Raw genomic sequence first — 19,890 nt, 5'->3', positions numbered from 1 at the left:
GCCTAGATGGCGGCGGTGTCCGTCTCGTCGCCGTCGCGCGTCCGCCGCTCGCGGGGGCGTCGATCGAGGAAGGAGCGGCCGAGGGCGCGCAGCGGCGCCGTCAACCGACGGACATCCTCGGCGCGTTCCATGACGCGCTCGCCGTTGCGGATTTCCTTGTCGAGCTTCGCCATCGTCCGGGCCAGGGCCGGGTCGTCGTCGTCGAGCCAGACCTGGGTCACGCGGGCGAAAGCGATGACCACGCCCTGCAGCTTGAGCTGTCCGAGGGGGCCTTCGGTGTCGATCCCGGCCGCCGCCAGCATGTAACGGTGCGAGTTCAGCATCACGCCGTTCAGCGCCAGCATCGACAGCGGCTCGCCGCGCAGCGCGTAGGCGATCCGGCGCAGGGCGGGCTTGTAGGGCTCCATCGCATCGATGCGGCGCATCAGAACGTCGAACAGCCGCTCGCGGGTGGGCTCCTCCTCGAGGCCGGCGAGATCGCCCTCCAGGACCTTGCGGTCGATGATGCGGGTCAGGCCGCCGAGCACGGCGCCCTTCGACGGGAACAGGTCGCGCAGTTCGGCGAGCGTCAGACCCGCCTCCCGGGCGATGTCGCTCACCTCGATGTCGTTCCAGGGCTGCTCGGCGGCGAGCCGCATCAGAGCCTCGACGGCGGCCTCCCGGGGCGGCAGCTTCGGCGCGCTATCCTCCGGCGCCGCACCGGCGCTCCGCGCCGCGCCATCCTGAACGGAGGCCGCGGGGGCGGCGCTCTCGGGGGCGCTGCTCGCCTTGGGGGACGTCGCGCCCTTGCGGGGACGCTTGGAAGTGGCTCTGCTGTCGGTCATGGATCGGTCGCCCGGTCTGTCGGTCGTGACGCCTCATGTAGGCGAGCCGGCGGCGAAGGGCAGGGCCGTCGCGCGGCCATGCCGCACGGACGCCGCACCGTGTCAGCCGGCGAGGTCCTCCGCCCGTCTGCGGGCCGCCGCCACGGCCTCCCGCATCAGCGCGCCGAGGCCGTCCGGCCGCATCAGCACGTCGAGGGCCGCCGCCGTGGTGCCGCCGGGGGAGGTGACGTTGCGGCGCAAGTCCGCCGCCTCGGCCGGGTCCGCGTCGAGGAGCGCACCGGCCCCCGCCACCGTCGCCCGGGCGAGGCTGCGGGCCACGTCGGGATCCAGGCCGGCCGCGATGCCGGCATCCGCCAGGGTCTCGGCGAGCAGGAATACGTAGGCCGGCCCGGAGCCCGAGACCGCCGTCACGGCGTCGATCTGCGCCTCGTCGGTGAGCCACGCCACCGTGCCGTTCGCCGCGAACAGCGCCTCGGCGGCCGCGCGCTGCGCGGGCGTCACCTCGGGATTCGCGCAGGCGCCGGTGGCCCCCCGGCCGATGCTCGCCGGCAGGTTCGGCATGGCCCGGACGACGGCCCGCGCCCGCGGCAGGCGGGCGCGGAGATCCGCGATGGTCTTGCCCGCCAGGATCGAGACGAGGAGCGTGTCGCGGCCGATCAGCCGGTCGAGCCCCGGGGCGGCCGTCTCCAGACCCTGCGGCTTGATGCCGAGGACCAGAACGGCGCCGGGCTCGGGGGCCGGGGGGTTCAGGGCGATGCCCCGTTCGGTGCAGAGGTCCATGATCGCGCCGGACGGCACGGGGTCGATGATCGTCGTCCGGCGCGGGTCGAGGCCAGCATCCAGCCAGCCCGCCAGCATCGCGCCGCCCATCTTGCCGGCCCCGGCCAGGACCAGCGAGGCGGGCATCGGCATCGGGCCGGTCACGCCTCGCCTTCGGTCTCGAACAGGACAGCGTCCAGCGCTTCGCGGGCGCTCTTGCCGGCCCAGAGCACGAACTGGAACGCCTGGAAGTAGCGTTCGCAGGCGTCCACCGCGGTCTTCATCATGGTGGCGCATTGCGGGTGGGTCGGCACCGCGCCCCCCGTCAGCAGCAGGGCGTGCCGGAACATCACGACATTGTCGGTGGTCCAAAGGTCGAAATGGCCGACCCACAGTTGTTCATTGATCATCGCGATCAGGCGCATCACCTCGGTGCGCTGCCGCTCCTGCACCTTGAGGTCGAATGCGCAGGCGACGTGAAGCGCCTCGACATCCTCGATCCAGGTGAAGGCCACGTTGTAGTCGGTCCACCGGCCGGGGCTCGTGACCGACATCTCGTCGGTCTCGGCCCGGTCGAAGATCCAATCGCGCAGGGAGGCCAGCCGCTCGACGACGTCGAGCGGATGCTCGTTCCGGTCCGGGTCGTGGAAGTCGACGTTGAGAAGCGGCATGACGATCCAAAAGGACGGCCCGGACGAGATCCGGCCCGACGTGACGGTGACGCGAAACCGGAGCGTGAGAACACTCCGAGAACTGGAACGATCGGCAGATCTAGGCCGGTGGTGATGCGATCGACTGTCGAAGCTCTGCGGACATCGCCCTGCAGCCCCCGAATCACCCTATGCCCGACTATAGACCGGCCGTGACTCGCGACACAAAGTGCAGGTCACAATCGGTGAACAGGAAACCGGATCGTCGCCGCGGCTTCCTGTGTAAAAGCCGGGGGCGTTGCCGCGGAGACTCAGACGGCCTCGCTCAGGCCCGCGGCGCCCGCTCCGGCGGCACCGGATTTCGCCTCCAGGGCCGCAATACGGGCCGACAGGGCCTCGTTCTGCGCCTGCAGCTGAGTCACGAGGTCGCGGAGCACGTCGAGCTCCTCGCGCGAGGCGATGTCGAGGTCGCGGATGACGCGTTCGAGCTGCGCCCGGGCCACGGTCTCTGCCTCGCGGCGGACGCCCTGCGCGGCGCCGGCCGCGTCGGTCATCAGGCGGGCGAGGTCGTCGAACAGTCGATTGGAGGGGGGCATCGAGGTCTCCCGGATCGGCCGGCTGCCGCGGCGGCCGCCTGACGGCGCGATTCGAGAGGACGAGATAGGAATCTTCGCGATGGGGAGCAACGCCCGGTCGGTCCGGGACGGCGAGGCGGAGGCGCGAGGCCCCCGCTTCGCCGGCTGATCACATGTGGCGCATCATGCGGCGATGCATGCGGTGATGCATCATGCGGCGCTCCATCCGGCGGTGCATCATGCGGCGCTCCATCCGGCGGTGCATCATGCGGTGTTCCATCGGGGTCATGCGGACATGGGTCACGGCGTCGGGCGCCGTGACGGCGCCGGGCATCGCCGGAGCCGCCGAGGCCGGCTGGAAGAGAGCGGCGCCGCCCAGGGAGGCCAGCACGGCAAAGGCGAAGGTCAGTTTCCTCACGAGGAGACTCCAATTTTCTGGTGGCCGGGTCGGGTGCCCGGTTCCTCCTCCCGGACGGGAGGTGCGGAGAGTCGTCTCGTGCCGCGGGGCGGCACGGCGGGTCTGCGAGGACCCGCCGCCATCAACTGCCAAGTCAGAGATTCGTTTCCTCGAAGGCCTTCACCCATTCGGCACAGATTCCCGAGCGCACGATGTCGTTGCGGGTGAACTCCACCACCGGGATCGGCATCATCCGGCTCTTGACCATGTGCATGACGGTGCGCAGGCCGGAGGTCTCGCGCAGGTCGGTCTGCGACACATCGCCGTTGATGATGACCTGACAATCGTCTCCGATCCGGGTCAGGAACATCTTGATCTCGTTGATCGTGGTGTTCTGGGCCTCGTCGAGGATCACGAGGCAATTCTTGAAGGTCCGCCCGCGCATCACCTCGAAGGGGACGATCTCGATGTCGCCGGTCTTGAGGGCGATCTCGAAGGCGGCGGCGCCCATGCGCTCCTTCATGGCCTCGGTCAGCGGGGCGACCCAGGGGGCGATCTTCTCTTCCAGCGTGCCGGGGAAGTAGCCGAGGGACCGGCCCGAGGGCACGTTCGGGCGGGTGATGACGACCTTGGCGATCCGGCGCTGGCGGAGCTGGTCCGCCGCGCGGGTGCCGGCGATGAAGGTCTTTCCGGTGCCGGCCGGCCCCAGGACGATGACCTGCGGGGAGCGGGCGAGGGCGTCGAGATACTCGGCCTGGCGTTCGGTGAGCGGCTGGATGGGGGCGAGGTTGCGTTCTTCGTCGAAGCGTGTGCGGTGAATGCGGGACGTGCGGTCTTCAACCAGTTCAAGTCGTGCGCGGCGTCTCTTCATGGATGTACACTCCAACGGGACTAGCCAACCTGGATCTGTATCTGAACTGCCGTTTACCTGCGTGCTCCCGGTTCTATTCGTTTGCGAAACTTAATACCGGCCCCAGGCCGAAGGTTCCGCCCCGCGCTCGTCCGCCTGTGGAGAGCGTCACGACGATCCGTGCGCGGCCGAATACACGATGCAACTGGCGCACCAGTGCGATTCGCATCCGACGAATGCGCGCCGGGTGTGACCAAGGGGTGACGGTGGACGAGGGGGCTTCGAAAAAGCCGCGCGGCTGGCGCGGATGCATCAGGTTCGGGACGGGGGAGACGCGATGACGCGGCATCCGGCACGATCACGATCCTCCCCGCCCGCAGGGGCGAAGCCGGCCGACCCTGCCGCCCTGAAACGTCCGGGCTTGGTCGGCGGGACGGGCCTCACCCGGCCTGGATGAAGCTGTCGAGCACCATTTTCTGGCCGGCCTTGTCGAAGTCAACGGTGAGCTTGTTGCCATCGACGCCCGCGACCGTTCCGGGGCCGAACTTGGTGTGGAAGACCCGCTGGCCGGCCTGGAAGGCCGAGGGCGCGCCCGTCGACTTGGCGATCAGCTCGCCCTCGATCTGGCGGGGTCCGCCGGACTGGCCGCCGGAGCGGCCCCCCGGGCCCGCCGACCGGAAGCCGCCGCCGGACCCGGACCGGCCACCCGGCGCGGTGTTGGCCTGCGCCCGCTGCCAGCCCGGCGTGCCGTAGCTCGATCCGAACGGCGCCGGGTTGCGGTCGAACCGCGAGGCGCCGGCCGAGAAGTGGGCGGGGGCCTCGACCACGTCGACGGCGGTCTCGGGCAACTCGTCGATGAACCGCGACGGGATGGTCGACGACCAGAGCCCGTGGATGCGCCGGTTGACCGCGAAGGACAGCTTCGCCCGCTTGCGCGCCCGGGTCAGGCCCACATGGGCGAGGCGCCGCTCCTCCTCCAGGCCGGCGCGGCCGCTCTCGTCCAGCGCCCGCTGGTTCGGGAACAGGCCGTCCTCCCAGCCGGGGAGGAACACGGTGTCGAATTCGAGCCCCTTGGCGGCGTGGAGCGTCATCAGCGAGACCCGCTCGGCGCCCTCGGCCTCGGAGGCCTCCATCACCAGGGAGACGTGCTCCAGGAAGGCCGCGAGGTCGGGGAATTCCTCCATGGAGCGGACGAATTCCTTCAGGTTCTCCAGCCGGCCGGCGGCGTCGGCCGAGCGGTCCTTCTGCCACATCTCGGTGTAGCCGGATTCCTCGAGGATCGTCTGCGCGACCTCGCTGTGCGGCTGCGCCTCCACCAGCCGCGCCCACCGTGCGAAGCTCTCGGTGAGCGCCCGCAGGGTCGAGCGGACCCGGGGCTTCAGCTCGTCGGTCTCGCACAGGCGCTCGGCGGCGATCCGCAGGGGCAGCCGGTTGGCGCGGCCGTAGGTGTGGAGCTGCTGCAGGGTGGCGTCGCCCAGGCCGCGCTTGGGCGTGTTCACGATCCGCTCGAAGGCGAGGTCGTCGCTGACGTTCACGGTGGCGCGCAGATACGCCAGGGCGTCGCGGATCTCGGCGCGCTCGTAGAAGCGCGGGCCGCCGATGACCCGATAGGGCAGGCCGAGCTGGACGAACCGATCCTCGATCTCGCGCATCTGCGCGGAAATCCGCACCAGCACGGCGATCTCCGACAGGGGATGCTGCTTCACCTGGAGGGATTCGATCGATTCGGCGAGCATCCGCGCCTCCTCCTCGGAATCCCAGGCGCCCGTGACGGTGACGCGCTCGCCCGGCTCGTCATCGGTGCGCAGGGTCTTGCCGAGGCGGCTCTCGTTCTTGGCGATCAGCCCCGAGGCGGCGGCGAGGATATGGCCGGTCGAGCGGTAGTTGCGCTCCAGCCGCACCACCACCGCGCCGGGGAAATCGTGCTCGAAGCGCAGGATGTTGTCGACCTCGGCGCCGCGCCAGCCGTAGATCGACTGGTCGTCGTCGCCCACGCAGGCGATGTTCTTGCGCTGTTGCGCCAGCAGGCGCAGCCACAGGTACTGCGCGACGTTGGTGTCCTGGTACTCGTCCACCAGGATGTAGCGGAACCGGTCCTGGTAATTGGCCAGGACGTCGGGGTTCTCCCGCCAGAGCTTGAGGCAGAGCAGCAGGAGATCGCCGAAATCGACGGCGTTCAGCGTCGCGAGCCGGGCCTGGTAGGCGGTGTAGAGCGCGCCGCCCTTTCCGAAGGCGAACGAGGCAGCCTCGCCCGGGGGCACCTGCTCGGGGCCGAGGCCGCGGTTCTTCCAGCCGTCGATGGCGTGGGACAGGGCCCGGGCCGGCCAGCGCTTCTCGTCGACGTTCTGGTCGGCGATCACCTGCTTCATCAGCCGGAGCTGGTCGTCGGTGCCGAGGATGGTGAAGTCGGATTTGAGCCCGACCAGCTCGGCGTGGCGGCGCAGGATCTTGGTGCCGATGGCGTGGAAGGTGCCGAGCCAGGGCATGCCCTCGCCGGCGGGGCCGATCAGCGTGCCGATCCGGTGCTTCATCTCCCGGGCGGCCTTGTTGGTGAAGGTCACCGCCAGGATGTCGAAGGGGCGCGCCCGCCCGGTGGCGATCAGGTGGGCGATGCGGGTGGTCAGCACCCGGGTCTTGCCGGTGCCGGCGCCGGCCAGCACGAGGATCGGGCCCTCCGTGGTCTCGACGGCGCGGCGCTGCTCGGGATTGAGCCCCTCGAGATAGCCGGCGGCGTCGCGGCGGAGGGCGCCCATGGCGCGGGCGGTGATGGACGTGGCGGGCGCGCCGTCCCCGGCGGGCTGCGCTTGCGGGCGGTTCTGCATCCCGCATCCCTGGACCAAATCGCGAACGGCGTCGAGGCCGTTCGCGCCGCCGAGGGGGCGCGGAGCCATGAAGCGCGGCTGTCCGCGCTGGGACGATCCGCGCCCTTCGGGGCCCGCGGCCGGCTGCGGGGCGCCGCCGTCTCCCCGGTGGCCGCGGATCGGCACCTGTGTGATCGGGGGCCGACAGCGGCGGCGGAGCGCGACAAGCCCCCTCTCCCGTGCGGGAGAGGGTTGGGGTGAGGGACCAGGTCTTTCCGGAGAGGTCGCATCCCTCACCCTGTCCCTCTCCCGCACGGGAGAGGGGACCCGCGCCCGGTCCGGAACCCCTCGCCCGGGGTGCCGCGGACAGCCGCGCGCACCGCTCCGGACCGTGGCATCGCCGCTGGCGCTCCCGGGGGCTTATCGTGCTATGGCCGTGACAACTGACTCGCGGGGGCACGCGGGGCACGGCGGCACGGTGATGGCGCGGCCTCGCGGAGAGATGGTGCGGAACAGGACCATTGCGTGATCTTCTGACCGCGCTGGCGTGCGCCGTCATCCTGGTTCTCGTGGCGGCGCTCGCCGTTCCGCCCTTCGTCGACTGGCAGGCCCATCGCGCGCTCGTCGACCGGGCGCTCGCCCGGTCCCTCGGCGTCCCGGTCCGGACCGACGGCCGGATCGAGGTCCGGCTGCTGCCCTCGCCGCGGCTGCGCGTGGACCGCCTGCATCTCGGCGCCGATCCGGACCGGCCGAGCCTGGACGCCCGGTTCGTCAAGGCCGAGATCGCCCTCGCGCCGCTCCTGAAGGGCGAGTTCCGCTTCACCGAGACCCGGATCGGCCGGGCCGAGATCAAGCTCCCGGTCGCCGGCCCCGACGCCCTGAAGCTGCCGGCCGATTTCGGTGGCGCCCTGCGCGACCGCGACCTCGCGATCGAGAACCTGCAGATCCAGCAGTTCCTGGTCACCACGCAGGTGCCCGCCACCGGGCGGACCGACCAGCTCTACGTCCAGGACCTGCACCTGCAGGCGCCGGCCCTGGTCGGCCCCTGGCGGGTCGAGGGGACGAGCGGCGGCATCCCGTTCCGGGCAGTGAGCGGCACGCCGGGACCCGACGGGCGCCTCGCCGCCAAGATCTCCGGCGGCGGCGACGCGGCTCCGCGCTTCGAGGCGGATGCACGCTTCGGCCTCGCGCCGAGCGAAGCCGGCGGCTCCCTGGTCGAGGCCGAGGGCTCGGCGCGCCTCGTCGTCGGGCCGCCGACCCAGGCCGCGGGCGCCTACCTGCCCTTCTCGCTGGCCGGCACCTTCAAGGCCCGGGGCACGCAGGTGCGGTTCGAGGGCGTCGACCTCGCCATCGATCCCGGGGGCCGGAGCCTGCGGTTCGGCGGCACCGGCCGGCTCGATCTCCGCCAGTGGCGCGGCGGCCTGACCCTCGAGGCCCGCCGCCTCGACCTCGACGCCTTCCTGACCTCGGCGGAGGGCCAGAACCTGATCGGCCGCGGCCTGCCGCGCTCGGTCGGCAGCCTGCCGGCCATGCTCGACCTCGACCTCACGGTAGGCAGCGCCGTGCTCGGCGGCGAGGATTGGTCGAACCTCGCCCTCACCGGCACCCTGGAACGGGCCGGCGGCCTGCTGCTGCGCCGCCTGTCGGTGACGGGCCCGGCCGACGCCACCGTCGCGGCGAGCGGGCAGGTCGAGACGGCCCCGTTGCGCTTCACCGGCCCGGTGGCGCTCACCGCCCCCGATTCGGAGGCGCTGGGCCGCTATCTGCGCCGCCTCGGCGCCGAGGGGCCCCTCGTCGCGCTCCTCGACGGGCGCACGGTCGAGGCCGCCGCCGACCTGTCGGCCGCCGCCACCGGCCTGTCCCTGCGCAACCTGCGCCTCGGACTCGGACCGGCGCGGATCACCGGCAACGCCCGCTACACCGCCGCTGAGGGCACCGAGCGCGGCCGGTTCGAGGCCCAGATCCGCGCCAGCGGCCTCGACATCGCCGGCCTGCCGCCCCTTGGGACGACGCTCGGGACCCTGCGCGACACCGACCTCGCCCTGACCCTGGAAGCGAAGGATGTCCGGTTCGGCGCCACGGGCTCCGGCACCGGGACGATCGCGGCGCGGATCCAGTCCGACGGCGCCGGCCTCACGGTCGACAGCCTCGACGTCACCGATCTCGCCGGCGCCAGCGCCCGGCTGTCCGGCCAGATCGGCGCGGACGGGACCGGCCGCGTCTCCGGACGGCTGAAGGCCCCGGCGGCGGCGCCGCTGCTCGGCCTGCTCGAGCGGGTCTGGGTGGGCGAGATCCGCCTGCTGCCCGCCGTCCTGCGGGACGCGCCCCTCGACCTCGCCGTCACCCTCGACCGGGCGGGCGGCGCGGCCGCGGCTTTGCGGACTCAGGCGCGGGGCAGAGCCGGCGGCGGCACCCTCGACCTGACCCTGGCGAGCCGCGGCACGCGGATCGAGGGCGGCACCGCCACGCTCACCGCGCCCCGGGCGGGGGCGTGGTTCGGCCGCACCGACATCGTTGGCCTCCAGCAGCCCGCCGAACTGCACGTGACGGCCGAGCGGCCGGACGGGCAGGCCCTCGCCCTGACGGCGAACGGCACGGTCGCGGGCCTCCGGCTCTCCACCGGCCGCCCGATCCTGGTCGGTCCCGACTTCGTGCCCACGGGCGGCGAAGTCCGGGCCGACACGGCCGATCTGGCGCCGTTCCTGACGCTCGCCGGCGCCGCGACCCTGGCCCCCGGCGCGTGGCCGGCCGACCTCACCGTCACGCTGTCGCGGCAGCAGGGCGAGGCCGCCGCCGCCATCGCCGGCACGGTCGCGGGTTCGGGGGTGAACGGGACGCTGCTGCGGGCGGCGGGCGGCGCCCTGCACGGCCGCCTCGCCCTCGACCGCCTGTCCGTGCCGCAGCTCGCCGCCGCCCTGGTGATCCCGCCGGGGGCGAACGGCACGTTCGGGCCGCCGACGGCCCATCCGGCCCTGTCCCTCGACGCCCGCGTCGCCAGCCTGGATCTCGGGCGCGGCCTCGTCGCCACGGAGGCGACGGCCGCCCTGGGCCTCACCGACGGGAACCTGATCCTGCGGGACCTGTCCGGCAAGCTCGCCGGGGGACGGCTCGTGGGTTCGGTGACGATCGCCCGTCTCGGGGCCGGCGCCGCGGTCTCCGGCTCGGGCAGCCTCGACGGTGCGGCGCTCCCGACGCTGGCCGGCGGCCCGATCGGCGGCCGCCTGAGCGCCGATCTGCGGTTCGCCGCCACGGCCGAGACCCTGCCGGGCCTCGCCGACAGCCTCTCGGGCAGCGGCGTGCTCACCCTGACCGATCTGAGCCTGCCCGCGGCCGATCCCGCGGCCCTCGGCCGGGTGCTGGCCCGGGCGGCCGAGATGGACGACCCGCTCCGCGAGGGGCGGCTCCAGGCCCTGGTCACCGAGGAACTCGCCCGGGGCGGCGGGCAGGCGCGGGGATCCGCCCGGGCCGCCGCCACCATCGTGGGCGGCGTCCTGCGGGCCGGGCCGTTCGACCTCGATCTCGGCCCGGCCCGCTGGGCCGGCACCGTCGGCTACGACCTGCGCGCCGGCCGCCTCGACGTCCGCGGCACGCTTGTGGGCGGCCCGGTCCCCCGGGGCTGGAATGCCGGCCCGCCCGCGGTCCAGTTCGGCCTGACCGGGCCCCTCGGCGCGCCGGAGCGGGTGCTGGATGTCGGCACCCTGTCGAACGGCCTCGCCGCCTTCGTGCTGCAGCGCGAGCTGGAGACGATCGAGCTGACCGAGGCCGACCAGGTGGAGCGGCAGCGCCGCCGCGCCCGGATCGAGATGGACCGGGCCCGCGCGGCGGCTCTCAAGGCCGCGGCCGAGAAGGCTGCCGCCGAGAAAGCGGCCGCGGAGAAAGCCGCCGCGGAGAAGGCCGCCGAGGAGGCGGCGAAGCGGGCCCGCAATCCGGACGAGGGGATCGCCCAACCGCCGGCTCCCGCCGAGGTCCGACCATGAGGCCGGCCGCATCCTGAGGCAGCTCCCATCTCCGTGGGACCGGCCCCTCTGAACGCCTCAGGCGCCGCGCCCCGTCATGGCCCCGTCATGGCCCCGTCATCGCCGTCATGGGCCATGCGCCCGCACGGACGACGGCGCTCAAGCCTTCCCCACCGCCATGAGCGCGAAGGCGTAGATCAGCGCCACCTCCTCCAGCCGGTCGAACCGGCCGGCGGCGCCGCCGTGGCCGGCCTCCATGTTGATCCGCAGGAGCACCGGCCCGCCGCCCGTCATGGTGGCGCGCAGCCGCGCGACCCACTTGGCCGGCTCCCAGTAGGTCACCCGCGGGTCGGTGAGCCCGCCGAGCGCCAGGATCGCCGGATAGTCCTTGGCGGCGACGTTGTCGTAGGGCGAGTACGACAGGATCGTCCGGAAGGCGGCCTCGCTCTCCCCCGGGTTGCCCCATTCGGGCCATTCCGGCGGGGTCAGGGGCAGCTCCGCGTCGAGCATGGTGTTGAGCACGTCGACGAAGGGGACGTCGGCGACGATCCCGGCGAACAGCTCCGGCGCGAGGTTGGCAACCGCCCCCATCAGCATCCCGCCCGCCGATCCGCCATGGGCGACGATGCGCTTCTCGGCGGTGTAGCGCGCCGCGATCAGGGCCCGGGCGCAGGCGATGAAGTCCGTGAAGGTGTTGGGCTTCTTCTCGCGCTTGCCGTCGAGGTACCAGCGCCAGCCCTTCTCGGTGCCGCCGCGGATATGGGCGATCGCGTAGACGAAGCCGCGGTCGACGAGGCTCAGCAGGTTCGTGCGGAACGCCGCCGGCATCAGCGTGCCGTAGGAGCCGTAGCCGTAGAGCAGCAGCGGCGCGCTGCCGTCGAGGACGAGATCCCGCCGGTGCAGCAGCGAGATCGGCACCTGCGCGCCGTCGGGCGCGGTGGCGAAGAGCCGCCGGGTCACGTAGGCGGCCGGATCGTGGCCGCTCGGCACCGCCTGACGCTTGCGCAGGACCCGCGTGCGCGCCGCGCAGTCGTAATCCCAGGTCTCCGACGGGGTCGTCATCGACGCGTAGACGAAGCGGATCGTGGCCGTGTCGAAGGCGAGGCCGGCGCGCAGGCCGAGGGAATAGGCTTCCTCCTCGAAGGCGACCGTGTGCTCGGCGCCGTCGGCCAAGTCGCGCACGACGATCCGCGGCTTGGCGTTCTCGATCTCCAGACGGATCAGGTGGCCGGTGAGCAGGTGCAGGTGGCGGATCATCACCCCGGCCCGGTGCGGCACGAGGTCGGTCCAGTGGGCGCGGCCCGGATCGTCCAGCGGCGCGGTGACGATCTTGAAGTCCTCGGCGCCGTCCGCGTTGGTGCGGATGAACAGCCGGTCGCCGCGATGCTCGACCCCGTAGATCAGCAGCGGCGTGCGCGGCTCGACGAGGCGCAAGGGGGCGTCCTCCGCTTGCCGGTCGAGGAGCCGGACCTCGGAGGTCTCATGGTCGCTCACCGTCACGTCGAGGAAGGCGCCGGACTGGGTCTTGCCGATATGGACGAAGTAGCCGGCATCGGCTTCCGTGTAGACGGTCTCGTCCTCGCTCTGCCCCGTGCCGATGCGGTGCCGCATGACCTTCGCGGGTCGGTGGTTGGCGTCCACCGCCACGTACCAGAAGCTTGCCCCGTCCGCGGCCCAGACCGCCTCGCCGGAGGTCGCGTCGACCCGGTCGTCGAGATCGAGGCCGGTGGCGACGTCGCGCACCCGGATCGTGTAGAGTTCCGAGCCCTTGGTGTCGGCGCTCCAGGCGAGTCGTTCGTGGTCGTCGGAATGCACCGCGGCGGCGATCTCGAAGAACGGCAGGCCCTCGCCCTCGCGGTCGCCGTCGATGAGGATCGTCTCGTCCGGGTCCGGCCCCGTTTCGGGCACGTCGGGCGACGTGGCCGGCCGCCGGCAGATCAGCGGGTGCTGGCCGCCCGCGCGATGGCGGGTGTAGTAGGCGAAGGGCCCGTCCGGCTCCGGGACGCCGCTCTCGTCCTCCTGGATGCGCCCGCGCATTTCGGCGACCAGCTGCCGCCGCAGCTCCGTGCTCCCGGCGAGCGCCTGTTCGGCGAAGGCGTTCTCGGCCTTCAGGTAGGCGGCGATGTCGTCGGGCAGCGCCGACGGGTCCTTGAGGACCGTCTGCCAGTTCTCGGCCTTCAGCCAAGCGTAATCGTCGGTGATCTCATGCCCGTGGACGCTGAAGCGTCGCGGCCGGACCTCGGCGACCGGCGCGCCGGACCGGTGAGCGAGCAAGCCGTGGCCGATCTCCGTCATTGTCTCTCCCGTCGGGTCCCGTCACGTTCGGGTGACGGGATGTGTCCCGCCCGGCGCCGGGATGCAAGGCACCCGGGGCGCAGGGCGGCAGGGCGAGGGCTGTGTTGCGGGGCAGAACGGCGCGGTAATCCCGGGATCTGCGTCACCCCGCCGTCCAGGGGCATCCGGGCCGGGCGCACCGCGCCCGGGGTCTGAACGCCATCGGCTCGGCCGTCCGAGCGGCAGAGAGCCGCCGAGAGAGCCGCCGAGAGAGCCGCCGCGCCCCGCGGCGTCGCATCCGCGGGGCGATCTCCATCCACCGTCGTCCGTTCAGCGGCTCTTCTTGTAGAGCTTGCTCGCGATCTCGAAGATCTCCTGGGGCGCGTAGTTGGGCGCGAATGCCCCGTAATTGCCGTCGAGCTCGGGGATCTTGCCACCCTCGGGCAGACCGTCCACCACTTCCAGGTTGCCAGGCGGATCGCCGGGCAGCGCTACCTCGTCGTTCGACCACACGCCCGCCGCTTCCTTGTAGTCGTCGGGGCTGAACCGGTAGAGGCGCCGGTGCGAGCCCTCCTGCAGGTATTTCTGGCATTCCGGTATCTTGTCGAGGACGATGTTCGGCGTGGGCAGCATCTTCTCGATCTCGACGCCGGTGAGCTTCTTGAGCGCCAGCGCGTAGGCGTGGGCGTGGACCGAGCCGCGCACCAGGAGATAGCCGCAGACCTCGCGACCGGTCGGGTCCGTCAGGGTCTCGTAGACGCGCAGCTTGTGCAGGCGGGCGCCGCACTCCAAGTGGAAGTTGTGCAGCAGGTCGATGATGATGTTGCCCGTGGTCGTGACCATGTCGACGTTCCACGACTGGGCGTTCGAGTTGACAGGTGTCGCGCCGCCGCCGTTCGACAGGAAGCTGCCGGCCAGCCGGATGTCCTGCATGTCGTGGAAGGGGGCCTTGGAGACGTCGACCTCCTCGGTGTCGTCACCCGGACCGTTGTTCAGCATGGCGATGCCGGTTGAGACCAGCTCGACATGCCCGAGTTCCTCCGCGAAGATGCTCGATACCAGGCTGTAGAAAGGGCGCAGCTTCGACTTGTTGCGAAAGTTGAAGCTTTGGAACATGTAGTTTCCGAGCGTCGACATCTCGCCGTATTTTCCGCCGAGCAGCTCCTGCAGGGCGGCAGCGGCGTTGGGATCGGGCTTCTTCGGCTGGGGCAGTTCAGCCTGAAGGCGGTCGAGCTTCATGAACATGCGAGCAGCTCCGTTTGCGCGGTGTGCGCAAGATGGCATCTGTTCGGGCGGATGATTGTTCCTGTCGCCTCGCAGATCGACAGGTGCAGGATCTGGCAATTACGCCAGGCGGGATTACGAATTCCGCCTCGATACGGTGGCAGCTGAGAAGCAGCCCGTCGCATATCCATCCGCACCGGCCGGCCCGCTTTCGCCCCCTTTCGGCCGTGCGGAACGCCGTCGCCGCTTCCGGGGCGCGGCCCCTTGTTCCGGGGCGCGGCCCCTTGTCGGCCAGCCGGCAGCTTCGGCTTGGAACGGGGCGCGGCCCCTGGCGCGTCGCGCCGAAGGGGGCATCCGCCTCCGACCCATGCCGGCCGCCGGGACGGCCGTCGGCCGAGCCCGAAAGCAGCCCCGCATCCGTCAACTTCGGCTCGCGGTGGAAAGCGGCCGCCAGGTGCCGTTCCACACCCGGAATTGCAGACATCACGTTCTGAGCGGACGCTTCGCCCTTCCCGTGAGAGGGTAGATCGGCCCCGATCGCCGAGGCATTCGCGATCGGGCCGGTCCCCATCACCGCCGTATCACGCGCCGGGATTACTGACGGTCGTCCAGCTCCGGCACGCCGCTGCTGCGATCGGCGTAGGCCGCTCGAAACGCCGGGCGCTCCTGCCATCGCCGCCAGAAGGCATCGAGGTGCTCGAACCGCTCGTCCAGCGGCGTGGCGCAGACGGGGAATTTCGAGAAAGCCACCGCCGTCGCCAGCGTGATGTCCGAGAAGGTCGGCGCATCCCCGCCCAACATCCAGGCGCGGCCGTCCGACAGGTGCCGGTCCACGAGCCCCGCGTGAGCCAGCGCCTCCTTGCGGCAGTGCTCACCCCAGGCCGGATTGTGCGTCAGTTCGAGCTTCGGACCCAGCCCACGGTGCAGGACGTGGAACATCGTGGTGATGCGATAGAGGATGTGGACCCAGATGCGGCTGTCCCACATCGCGTCCAGGCCCTGAGCCATTGGGGTTTCGCCCAGGATGCGGCGGCCGGGGAAGGCTTGGTCGAGGTAGCGCACGATGGCGGTCGTCTCGGACAGGATCTCGCCGTCGGCGAGGCGTAGGGTCGGCGTCTCGCCCCAGGGATTCATCTTGAGGTGTTGCCATCCCCGCTGCTCTCCACCGGGGGCCATGTCGTAGATGACCTCATCGAACTGATTGGCGATGCCCTTCTCGTGCAGAAAGAGGCGCACGCGCTGGGGGTTGGGGAAGGCCGAGGGCGAGGTGAAGAGGCGGGGCTTGTCCGTCATCGTAGCGTCCTCCACGGGCACCTACCGTGCGTCAGGTAGGTGCGGTCGGAATAGGAGCTTCACGCATGGCCTGTCAAAGCCTATCTGGCGTCAGGTAGCAGGGGGCCGAGATGAGTGGCGTCACGATGCGGGACCGGATCATGGAGGCCGCGCGGCTGACCGTGCAGGATCTCGGATACAGCGGACTCAGCTTCCGTGAGCTCGCCAAAACGGTCGGGATCAAGAGCGCCAGCATCCACTACTACTTTCCGACGAAGGGGGCGTTGGTCGAGGCGATCGTGAGGCGCTACATCGATCGCTACGAGCGCTACCTCGACGAGGTCCTGAACGACGCCACGGACCGCACGACCGTGATGCGGCGGTACACCGACGTGTTCCGGGACACGTTGCTGAACGGCAATCGCATGTGTTTGGCCGGGATGCTGGCGGCGGAACGGAACGACCTCCCTGCCGAGGTCCGGACCGAAGTCGTCCGGTGGGGCGAGATGAACGAGCGCTGGATCGCGCGGGTGCTGGCCCCGGGGGAGGGGGATGCCCCGGAGGAGATCCGGCGGCGGGCGAAGGCCATCTTCGCGGCGGTATCGGGCGCGCAGATGATCGCGCACGGCCGGGACGAAGTCGCCCACTACACCGATGTCATTGCGGCTTACCGGGAGAGCGGCCTTATCCCGTGACTTGGGTCGCGTATTCTATGACGGGACGCGCCGAGGGGCCGGGGTGGGGCGTCAGCGAGAGGCAAGGCGAGGTCCGCGTCGATGCGTTGCCGTTCGAAAGCGGAGCAGCTGAGATCCACCCAAAGCGGCTATTGCCCTCCCGGCCCGAGTCGGACGTCCGATAGATCTCCGATCTCCCGAGGAGCTGTTCGTCGGCCGTGCGACGAACCCGGCGGGGTGCGCGGGCGGCATCACGCGGCACAACAAGGGTGAACGGCGTCACCTTTGTCCGCGAAGGCGTGGGTGGAGCCTCGCTGCGCGTTTGCCCTGGCCGCGATCAAAAGCTGTAACCGACACGCAGTCGCATCTGATGACGGTCGAAGCTGGACAAATCGAGCGGACCGGGCTCACCCGCCGACTGCCCGGCGATCTGGAAGCTCCAGGTGAATGAGGCCCAGGCATGCGGCGACAGGGTCACATAGGCCGTAGGCCCGAGATACGCGGCCTGACCCGCGAGCCGGTCCAGCGTCAGGCCATCATAGGTCCAGGCATAACGGACCTCGCCGCCGAGGAAGTAACCCGGTTGCACGCGGTAGGCCAAGGCGCCGGCGACCTCGACGCCTGACCCAGCCACGCGCGCGTCCGTCGCGTTCATCCGGACCGATGAGAATGCGAAGCCGACGTTGACCGCAGCGATCAGCATGTCAGGGATGACCTCGCGGTCGGCCAAAAGCCCGACCTCGGTGCCGAAGCTGCTGGCCGGTGCGCCTGATCCCCCGTCTACGGTCCCGTATCCCGGCACGAGGTTGAGGGTCAGGCCGAAGGGCGCGGTGCGGCGGTCCAGCAGACGCAGACGGGTTTCGAGGAAGCCGCCGTTGAACCCGCCCGTGGTCCGGGTCGGGTCGCCGGGCACGCCGATATCGTAGGCGTTGAAGGTGATCCCCGGCGCCAGGCGGAAGTCGCGGGTGAGTGGGACCTTCAGAGCGAGCCCGCTGTCGACGGCCAGGAAACGGCCCAGGCGCTTGCCCAGGCGCCCGCTCGTCTCCCATTCCAGCTCGACTTCCCCGGGTACGCCGAGGTCGCTGCCTTCCGTGAACCCGAACAGATGCTCGCTGTCGAGGTCACCGGGCGTCAGGTTCTCGGCGGCGGTGGGAAGGGTCTGCGCAAGCGCCGGTGCCGTGAGCTGCCCGAGCATCACCGCGAGCCCGCACAGGAGGGGGCCTGACACCGGCGACCGATGTCGGGCGGACGTCTGCCGCATAGCCATGACCCATCATTATAGCCTGTGCTATATGTATTAGGCGTTGCGATGACGGGCCGTCAACAGCCAAGGCTCACGGAGAGGGGCGGCCCGGCTCACGTGCCTTGCCGCCGTCCGATGCCTTTCATTCAGGCGGTCCCGGACAGGTGCGAGGTTCGTCGGCCGGGGGGAGCGCGACGTCTGCTGCGCCGGCGGGATTGCCGAACGCGGACCGATTCTCAGTGGCCCGGCGCGAAGCTCTTCACGGACAGGAGATCGAGGGGCCGGATGTCGGGCGGGCTCTCCAGCATGTCGTGCTGCAGCGTTCGCAATGATTTGACGATCTGACCGTGGATGTGATCCTCCCGTCCCTCATGACTGAGGAACGTGTCGTAGATGCCGTAGGTCAGGTCGTCGATCTGGAAGGCGTACCAGGTTATCGTGCCCGCCTCATCCTCGGCGAATTGCTGCATGTCATGCAGCCACGTTTCCAGCTGCTCCTTCGTCTCCGGCTTTGCCTTGAGCGTGACCAGAAGGCCGACGTTGCGGGGTGAGGTGCGCAGCGTAACCGGGCCCGCGCTGCGCCGAGCCGACGCCTGGGCCGCGCCAACCTTGAAGGCCGCGCCGGGATGATCGTCGCGCAGGCGGCTCTGACCGTAGACCCGCTCCCGGGCTGTCTGAGGACGGGCGGGTCGATCCTCCGGGATCAGGCCGCGGCGGCGAAGCTCCGGGGTGATCAGATCCCGAAAATCTTCGAACGTGCCGTAATTCGTCACCCGGGCGATGTTGAATCCATCGACGTCGGCGACGTCGAGCCATTCTTCCAGATGATCGACGATCGTCCTGGGGGACCCGACACAGCTCGCGCTCATCCCGCCCACGCAGAGCCACTCGGCGAGCCGCCGCGGCGTCCAGACGAGTTCGCTGTCCACGCGCGTCAGCATATCGCTGAAGGCCCGGATGCCGTCCCCCTGGAACTGATCGAGGGGCTTGTCCGGATCCGCGCCGGAGAGGTCGATGCCGGTCCAGCCGCCCCAGAGCGCCAGGGCCGCATCGACCTGCGCGCGCGACTTGATCAACGCCAGCTTCTCCTGGGCGGCTGCATCGGTCTCCGCCACGATCGGCGTCAGCATGATGATGATCTTCAGGCTGCGCGGATCGCGGCCCTGTTCCGCCGCCAGCATCCGATACTGATCGACGACGGTGCGAGTGTCCTTGGGATTGGTGCCGATGAGGAAGACGGCCTCGGCGTGGCGCGCGGCGAACTTCCGTCCCCGAGCGGAGGCGCCGGCCTGGAACAGGAAGGGCGTGCGCTGCGGGGAGGGCTCGCACAGATGTGCGCCCGGGACCTTGTAGTATTTGCCCGCGTGCCGAATGTCGTGAACCTTGGAGGGGTCGGTGTAGAGGCCGGTCTCGACATCGCGCCGCACCGCATCGTCCTCCCAGGAGCCTTCCCACAATTTGTAGCAGACTTCCATGAACTCATCGGCCATGTTGTAGCGCTCGTCATGGGCGATTTGCGTGTCGAGTCCGAGATTGACGGCCGCACTCTGCTGGTAAGACGTCACGATATTCCAGGCGACACGACCTTTCGTCAGATGATCCAAGGTGGTCATCGTCTTCGCGAACTTGTAGGGCAGCTCGTAGGTCAGCGAGACGGTGGCCCCGAAGCTCAGATGGGTCGTGGCTGCCGACATGGCCGCGATGGTCATGAGCGGATCGCCGACCGGCGCCTGCGCGGCCGTACGCAGCGCCGCATCGCGGTTGCCGCCATAGACATCGTAGAAGCCGAGCACGTCGGCGATGAAGAGCGCATCGAACCCGCCCTGCTCCAGCACGCGGGCCAGCTCGATCCAGTATTCGATATCCTTGTAATTGTGCGTCTGGTCTCCCGGATACCGCCACATGCCTGGGTTCTGGTGGACGACGCAGTGCATGTCGAAGGCACTGAGGAAGATGTGCGGTCGCGTCGCTCGCTGATCGATCAGCATAACTCTATCCATCGGCCGGAAGGAGGGCGGTGTCGCGGACGGAAGCCGCGCGCGTGTTTGAGGCGGGCCTTGCGACGCTAGCCCGTCTTATTCACGAGGACGGTGGATCTGGGATGGCGAGCGTAGCGTAAAGCATTGATGTGGCTTAGGGATTGGGTGCTGACGCCAAGCCTTCAGACCGCACCGAGCCTGCCACGCCCGCCATGTCCGATCCTACGTGTCTCCCGTTCGCGTTTCCATCCGTTCGGGGCAAGAAGCTCACAGCCGCCTTCGATGGCGGACGCCTGACCTCGGATGGCGGCGTCCTGCTGCTCGCCCAGGCCGCCCGGCGGTTGGACATCGCCGACAAGCTCGCCGCCGTGATCCCGGACCGGCGTGACCCCAGCCGGGTTCTGCATCCCTT

General features: G+C 70.5%; 15 protein-coding genes. 3 read left to right on the top strand and 12 right to left on the bottom strand.

Annotated features, from left to right (window positions below; genetic code table 11):
• Positions 1-2: 2 nt before the first annotated feature.
• The 7 genes from BM396_RS17935 to BM396_RS17905 form a co-directional block, all read right to left on the bottom strand.
• Entirely contained in the window at positions 3-824 is an 822-nt protein-coding gene (locus BM396_RS17935; protein ID WP_043388951.1) for a hypothetical protein, read from the bottom strand.
• Positions 825-926: 102 nt separating this feature from the next.
• Positions 927-1,730 (bottom strand): pyrroline-5-carboxylate reductase, encoded by an 804-nt coding sequence (gene proC / locus BM396_RS17930; protein WP_170867487.1) that lies wholly within the window; start codon positions 1,728-1,730, stop codon positions 927-929.
• Positions 1,731-1,744: 14 nt separating this feature from the next.
• Entirely contained in the window at positions 1,745-2,254 is a 510-nt protein-coding gene (locus BM396_RS17925) for a type III secretion system chaperone family protein (RefSeq protein WP_043346992.1), read from the bottom strand.
• Between the two features lie 290 nt (positions 2,255-2,544).
• Positions 2,545-2,829 carry an accessory factor UbiK family protein gene (locus BM396_RS17920; protein WP_043346993.1) on the bottom strand — a complete coding sequence of 95 codons (285 nt, stop codon included), beginning with the start codon at positions 2,827-2,829 and terminating at the stop codon, positions 2,545-2,547.
• Positions 2,830-2,977: 148 nt separating this feature from the next.
• Positions 2,978-3,226 carry a hypothetical protein gene (locus BM396_RS17915; protein ID WP_043388949.1) on the bottom strand — a complete coding sequence of 83 codons (249 nt, stop codon included), beginning with the start codon at positions 3,224-3,226 and terminating at the stop codon, positions 2,978-2,980.
• 133 nt (positions 3,227-3,359) lie between these two features.
• Positions 3,360-4,076: a PhoH family protein gene (locus tag BM396_RS17910; protein ID WP_012321860.1), complete on the bottom strand. Its 717-nt coding sequence runs from the start codon at positions 4,074-4,076 to the stop codon at positions 3,360-3,362.
• Positions 4,077-4,495: 419 nt separating this feature from the next.
• On the bottom strand, positions 4,496-6,877 hold the full coding sequence (locus BM396_RS17905; RefSeq protein ID WP_043389230.1) for an ATP-dependent helicase: 2,382 nt from the start codon (positions 6,875-6,877) through the stop codon (positions 4,496-4,498).
• A 500-nt stretch (positions 6,878-7,377) separates the two neighbouring features.
• On the opposite strand from BM396_RS17905, the gene BM396_RS17895 reads away from it, so the two are divergent.
• Complete coding sequence (locus BM396_RS17895) at positions 7,378-10,833, top strand: AsmA family protein (RefSeq protein ID WP_043388946.1); 3,456 nt, start codon at positions 7,378-7,380, stop codon at positions 10,831-10,833.
• 138 nt (positions 10,834-10,971) lie between these two features.
• Here the strand turns inward: BM396_RS17895 and BM396_RS17890 are convergent, their stop codons facing one another.
• From BM396_RS17890 to BM396_RS17880, 3 genes are all read right to left on the bottom strand, one after another.
• Positions 10,972-13,107, bottom strand: coding sequence for a S9 family peptidase (locus BM396_RS17890; protein WP_043388945.1), 2,136 nt, complete (start codon positions 13,105-13,107; stop codon positions 10,972-10,974).
• A 309-nt stretch (positions 13,108-13,416) separates the two neighbouring features.
• Positions 13,417-14,331: a manganese catalase family protein gene (locus tag BM396_RS17885; protein ID WP_043355261.1), complete on the bottom strand. Its 915-nt coding sequence runs from the start codon at positions 14,329-14,331 to the stop codon at positions 13,417-13,419.
• A gap of 573 nt (positions 14,332-14,904) precedes the next feature.
• Positions 14,905-15,603, bottom strand: coding sequence for a glutathione S-transferase family protein (locus BM396_RS17880; RefSeq protein ID WP_043388943.1), 699 nt, complete (start codon positions 15,601-15,603; stop codon positions 14,905-14,907).
• A gap of 140 nt (positions 15,604-15,743) precedes the next feature.
• Between BM396_RS17880 and BM396_RS17875 the strand changes: the two genes are divergently transcribed.
• On the top strand, positions 15,744-16,277 hold the full coding sequence (locus BM396_RS17875) for a TetR/AcrR family transcriptional regulator (RefSeq protein ID WP_244447712.1): 534 nt from the start codon (positions 15,744-15,746) through the stop codon (positions 16,275-16,277).
• Between the two features lie 316 nt (positions 16,278-16,593).
• On the opposite strand, the gene BM396_RS17870 is transcribed toward BM396_RS17875, so the two are convergent.
• Together BM396_RS17870 and BM396_RS17865 are read right to left on the bottom strand one after the other, a co-directional pair.
• On the bottom strand, positions 16,594-17,451 hold the full coding sequence (locus tag BM396_RS17870; RefSeq protein ID WP_236952771.1) for a hypothetical protein: 858 nt from the start codon (positions 17,449-17,451) through the stop codon (positions 16,594-16,596).
• A 284-nt stretch (positions 17,452-17,735) separates the two neighbouring features.
• Positions 17,736-19,487, bottom strand: a complete 1,752-nt coding sequence (locus BM396_RS17865) for an LLM class flavin-dependent oxidoreductase (RefSeq protein WP_043388937.1) — start codon at positions 19,485-19,487, stop codon at positions 17,736-17,738.
• Positions 19,488-19,690: 203 nt separating this feature from the next.
• Between BM396_RS17865 and BM396_RS17860 the strand changes: the two genes are divergently transcribed.
• Positions 19,691-19,890: transposase (locus BM396_RS17860; RefSeq protein WP_210187140.1), on the top strand; the 200-nt coding region annotated here is incomplete at its 3' end.

The organism is Methylobacterium sp. UNCCL125 (assembly GCF_900116795.1).
Classification (GTDB): domain Bacteria; phylum Pseudomonadota; class Alphaproteobacteria; order Rhizobiales; family Beijerinckiaceae; genus Methylobacterium; species Methylobacterium fujisawaense.
This window is presented reverse-complemented; position numbering and strand designations above follow the sequence as displayed.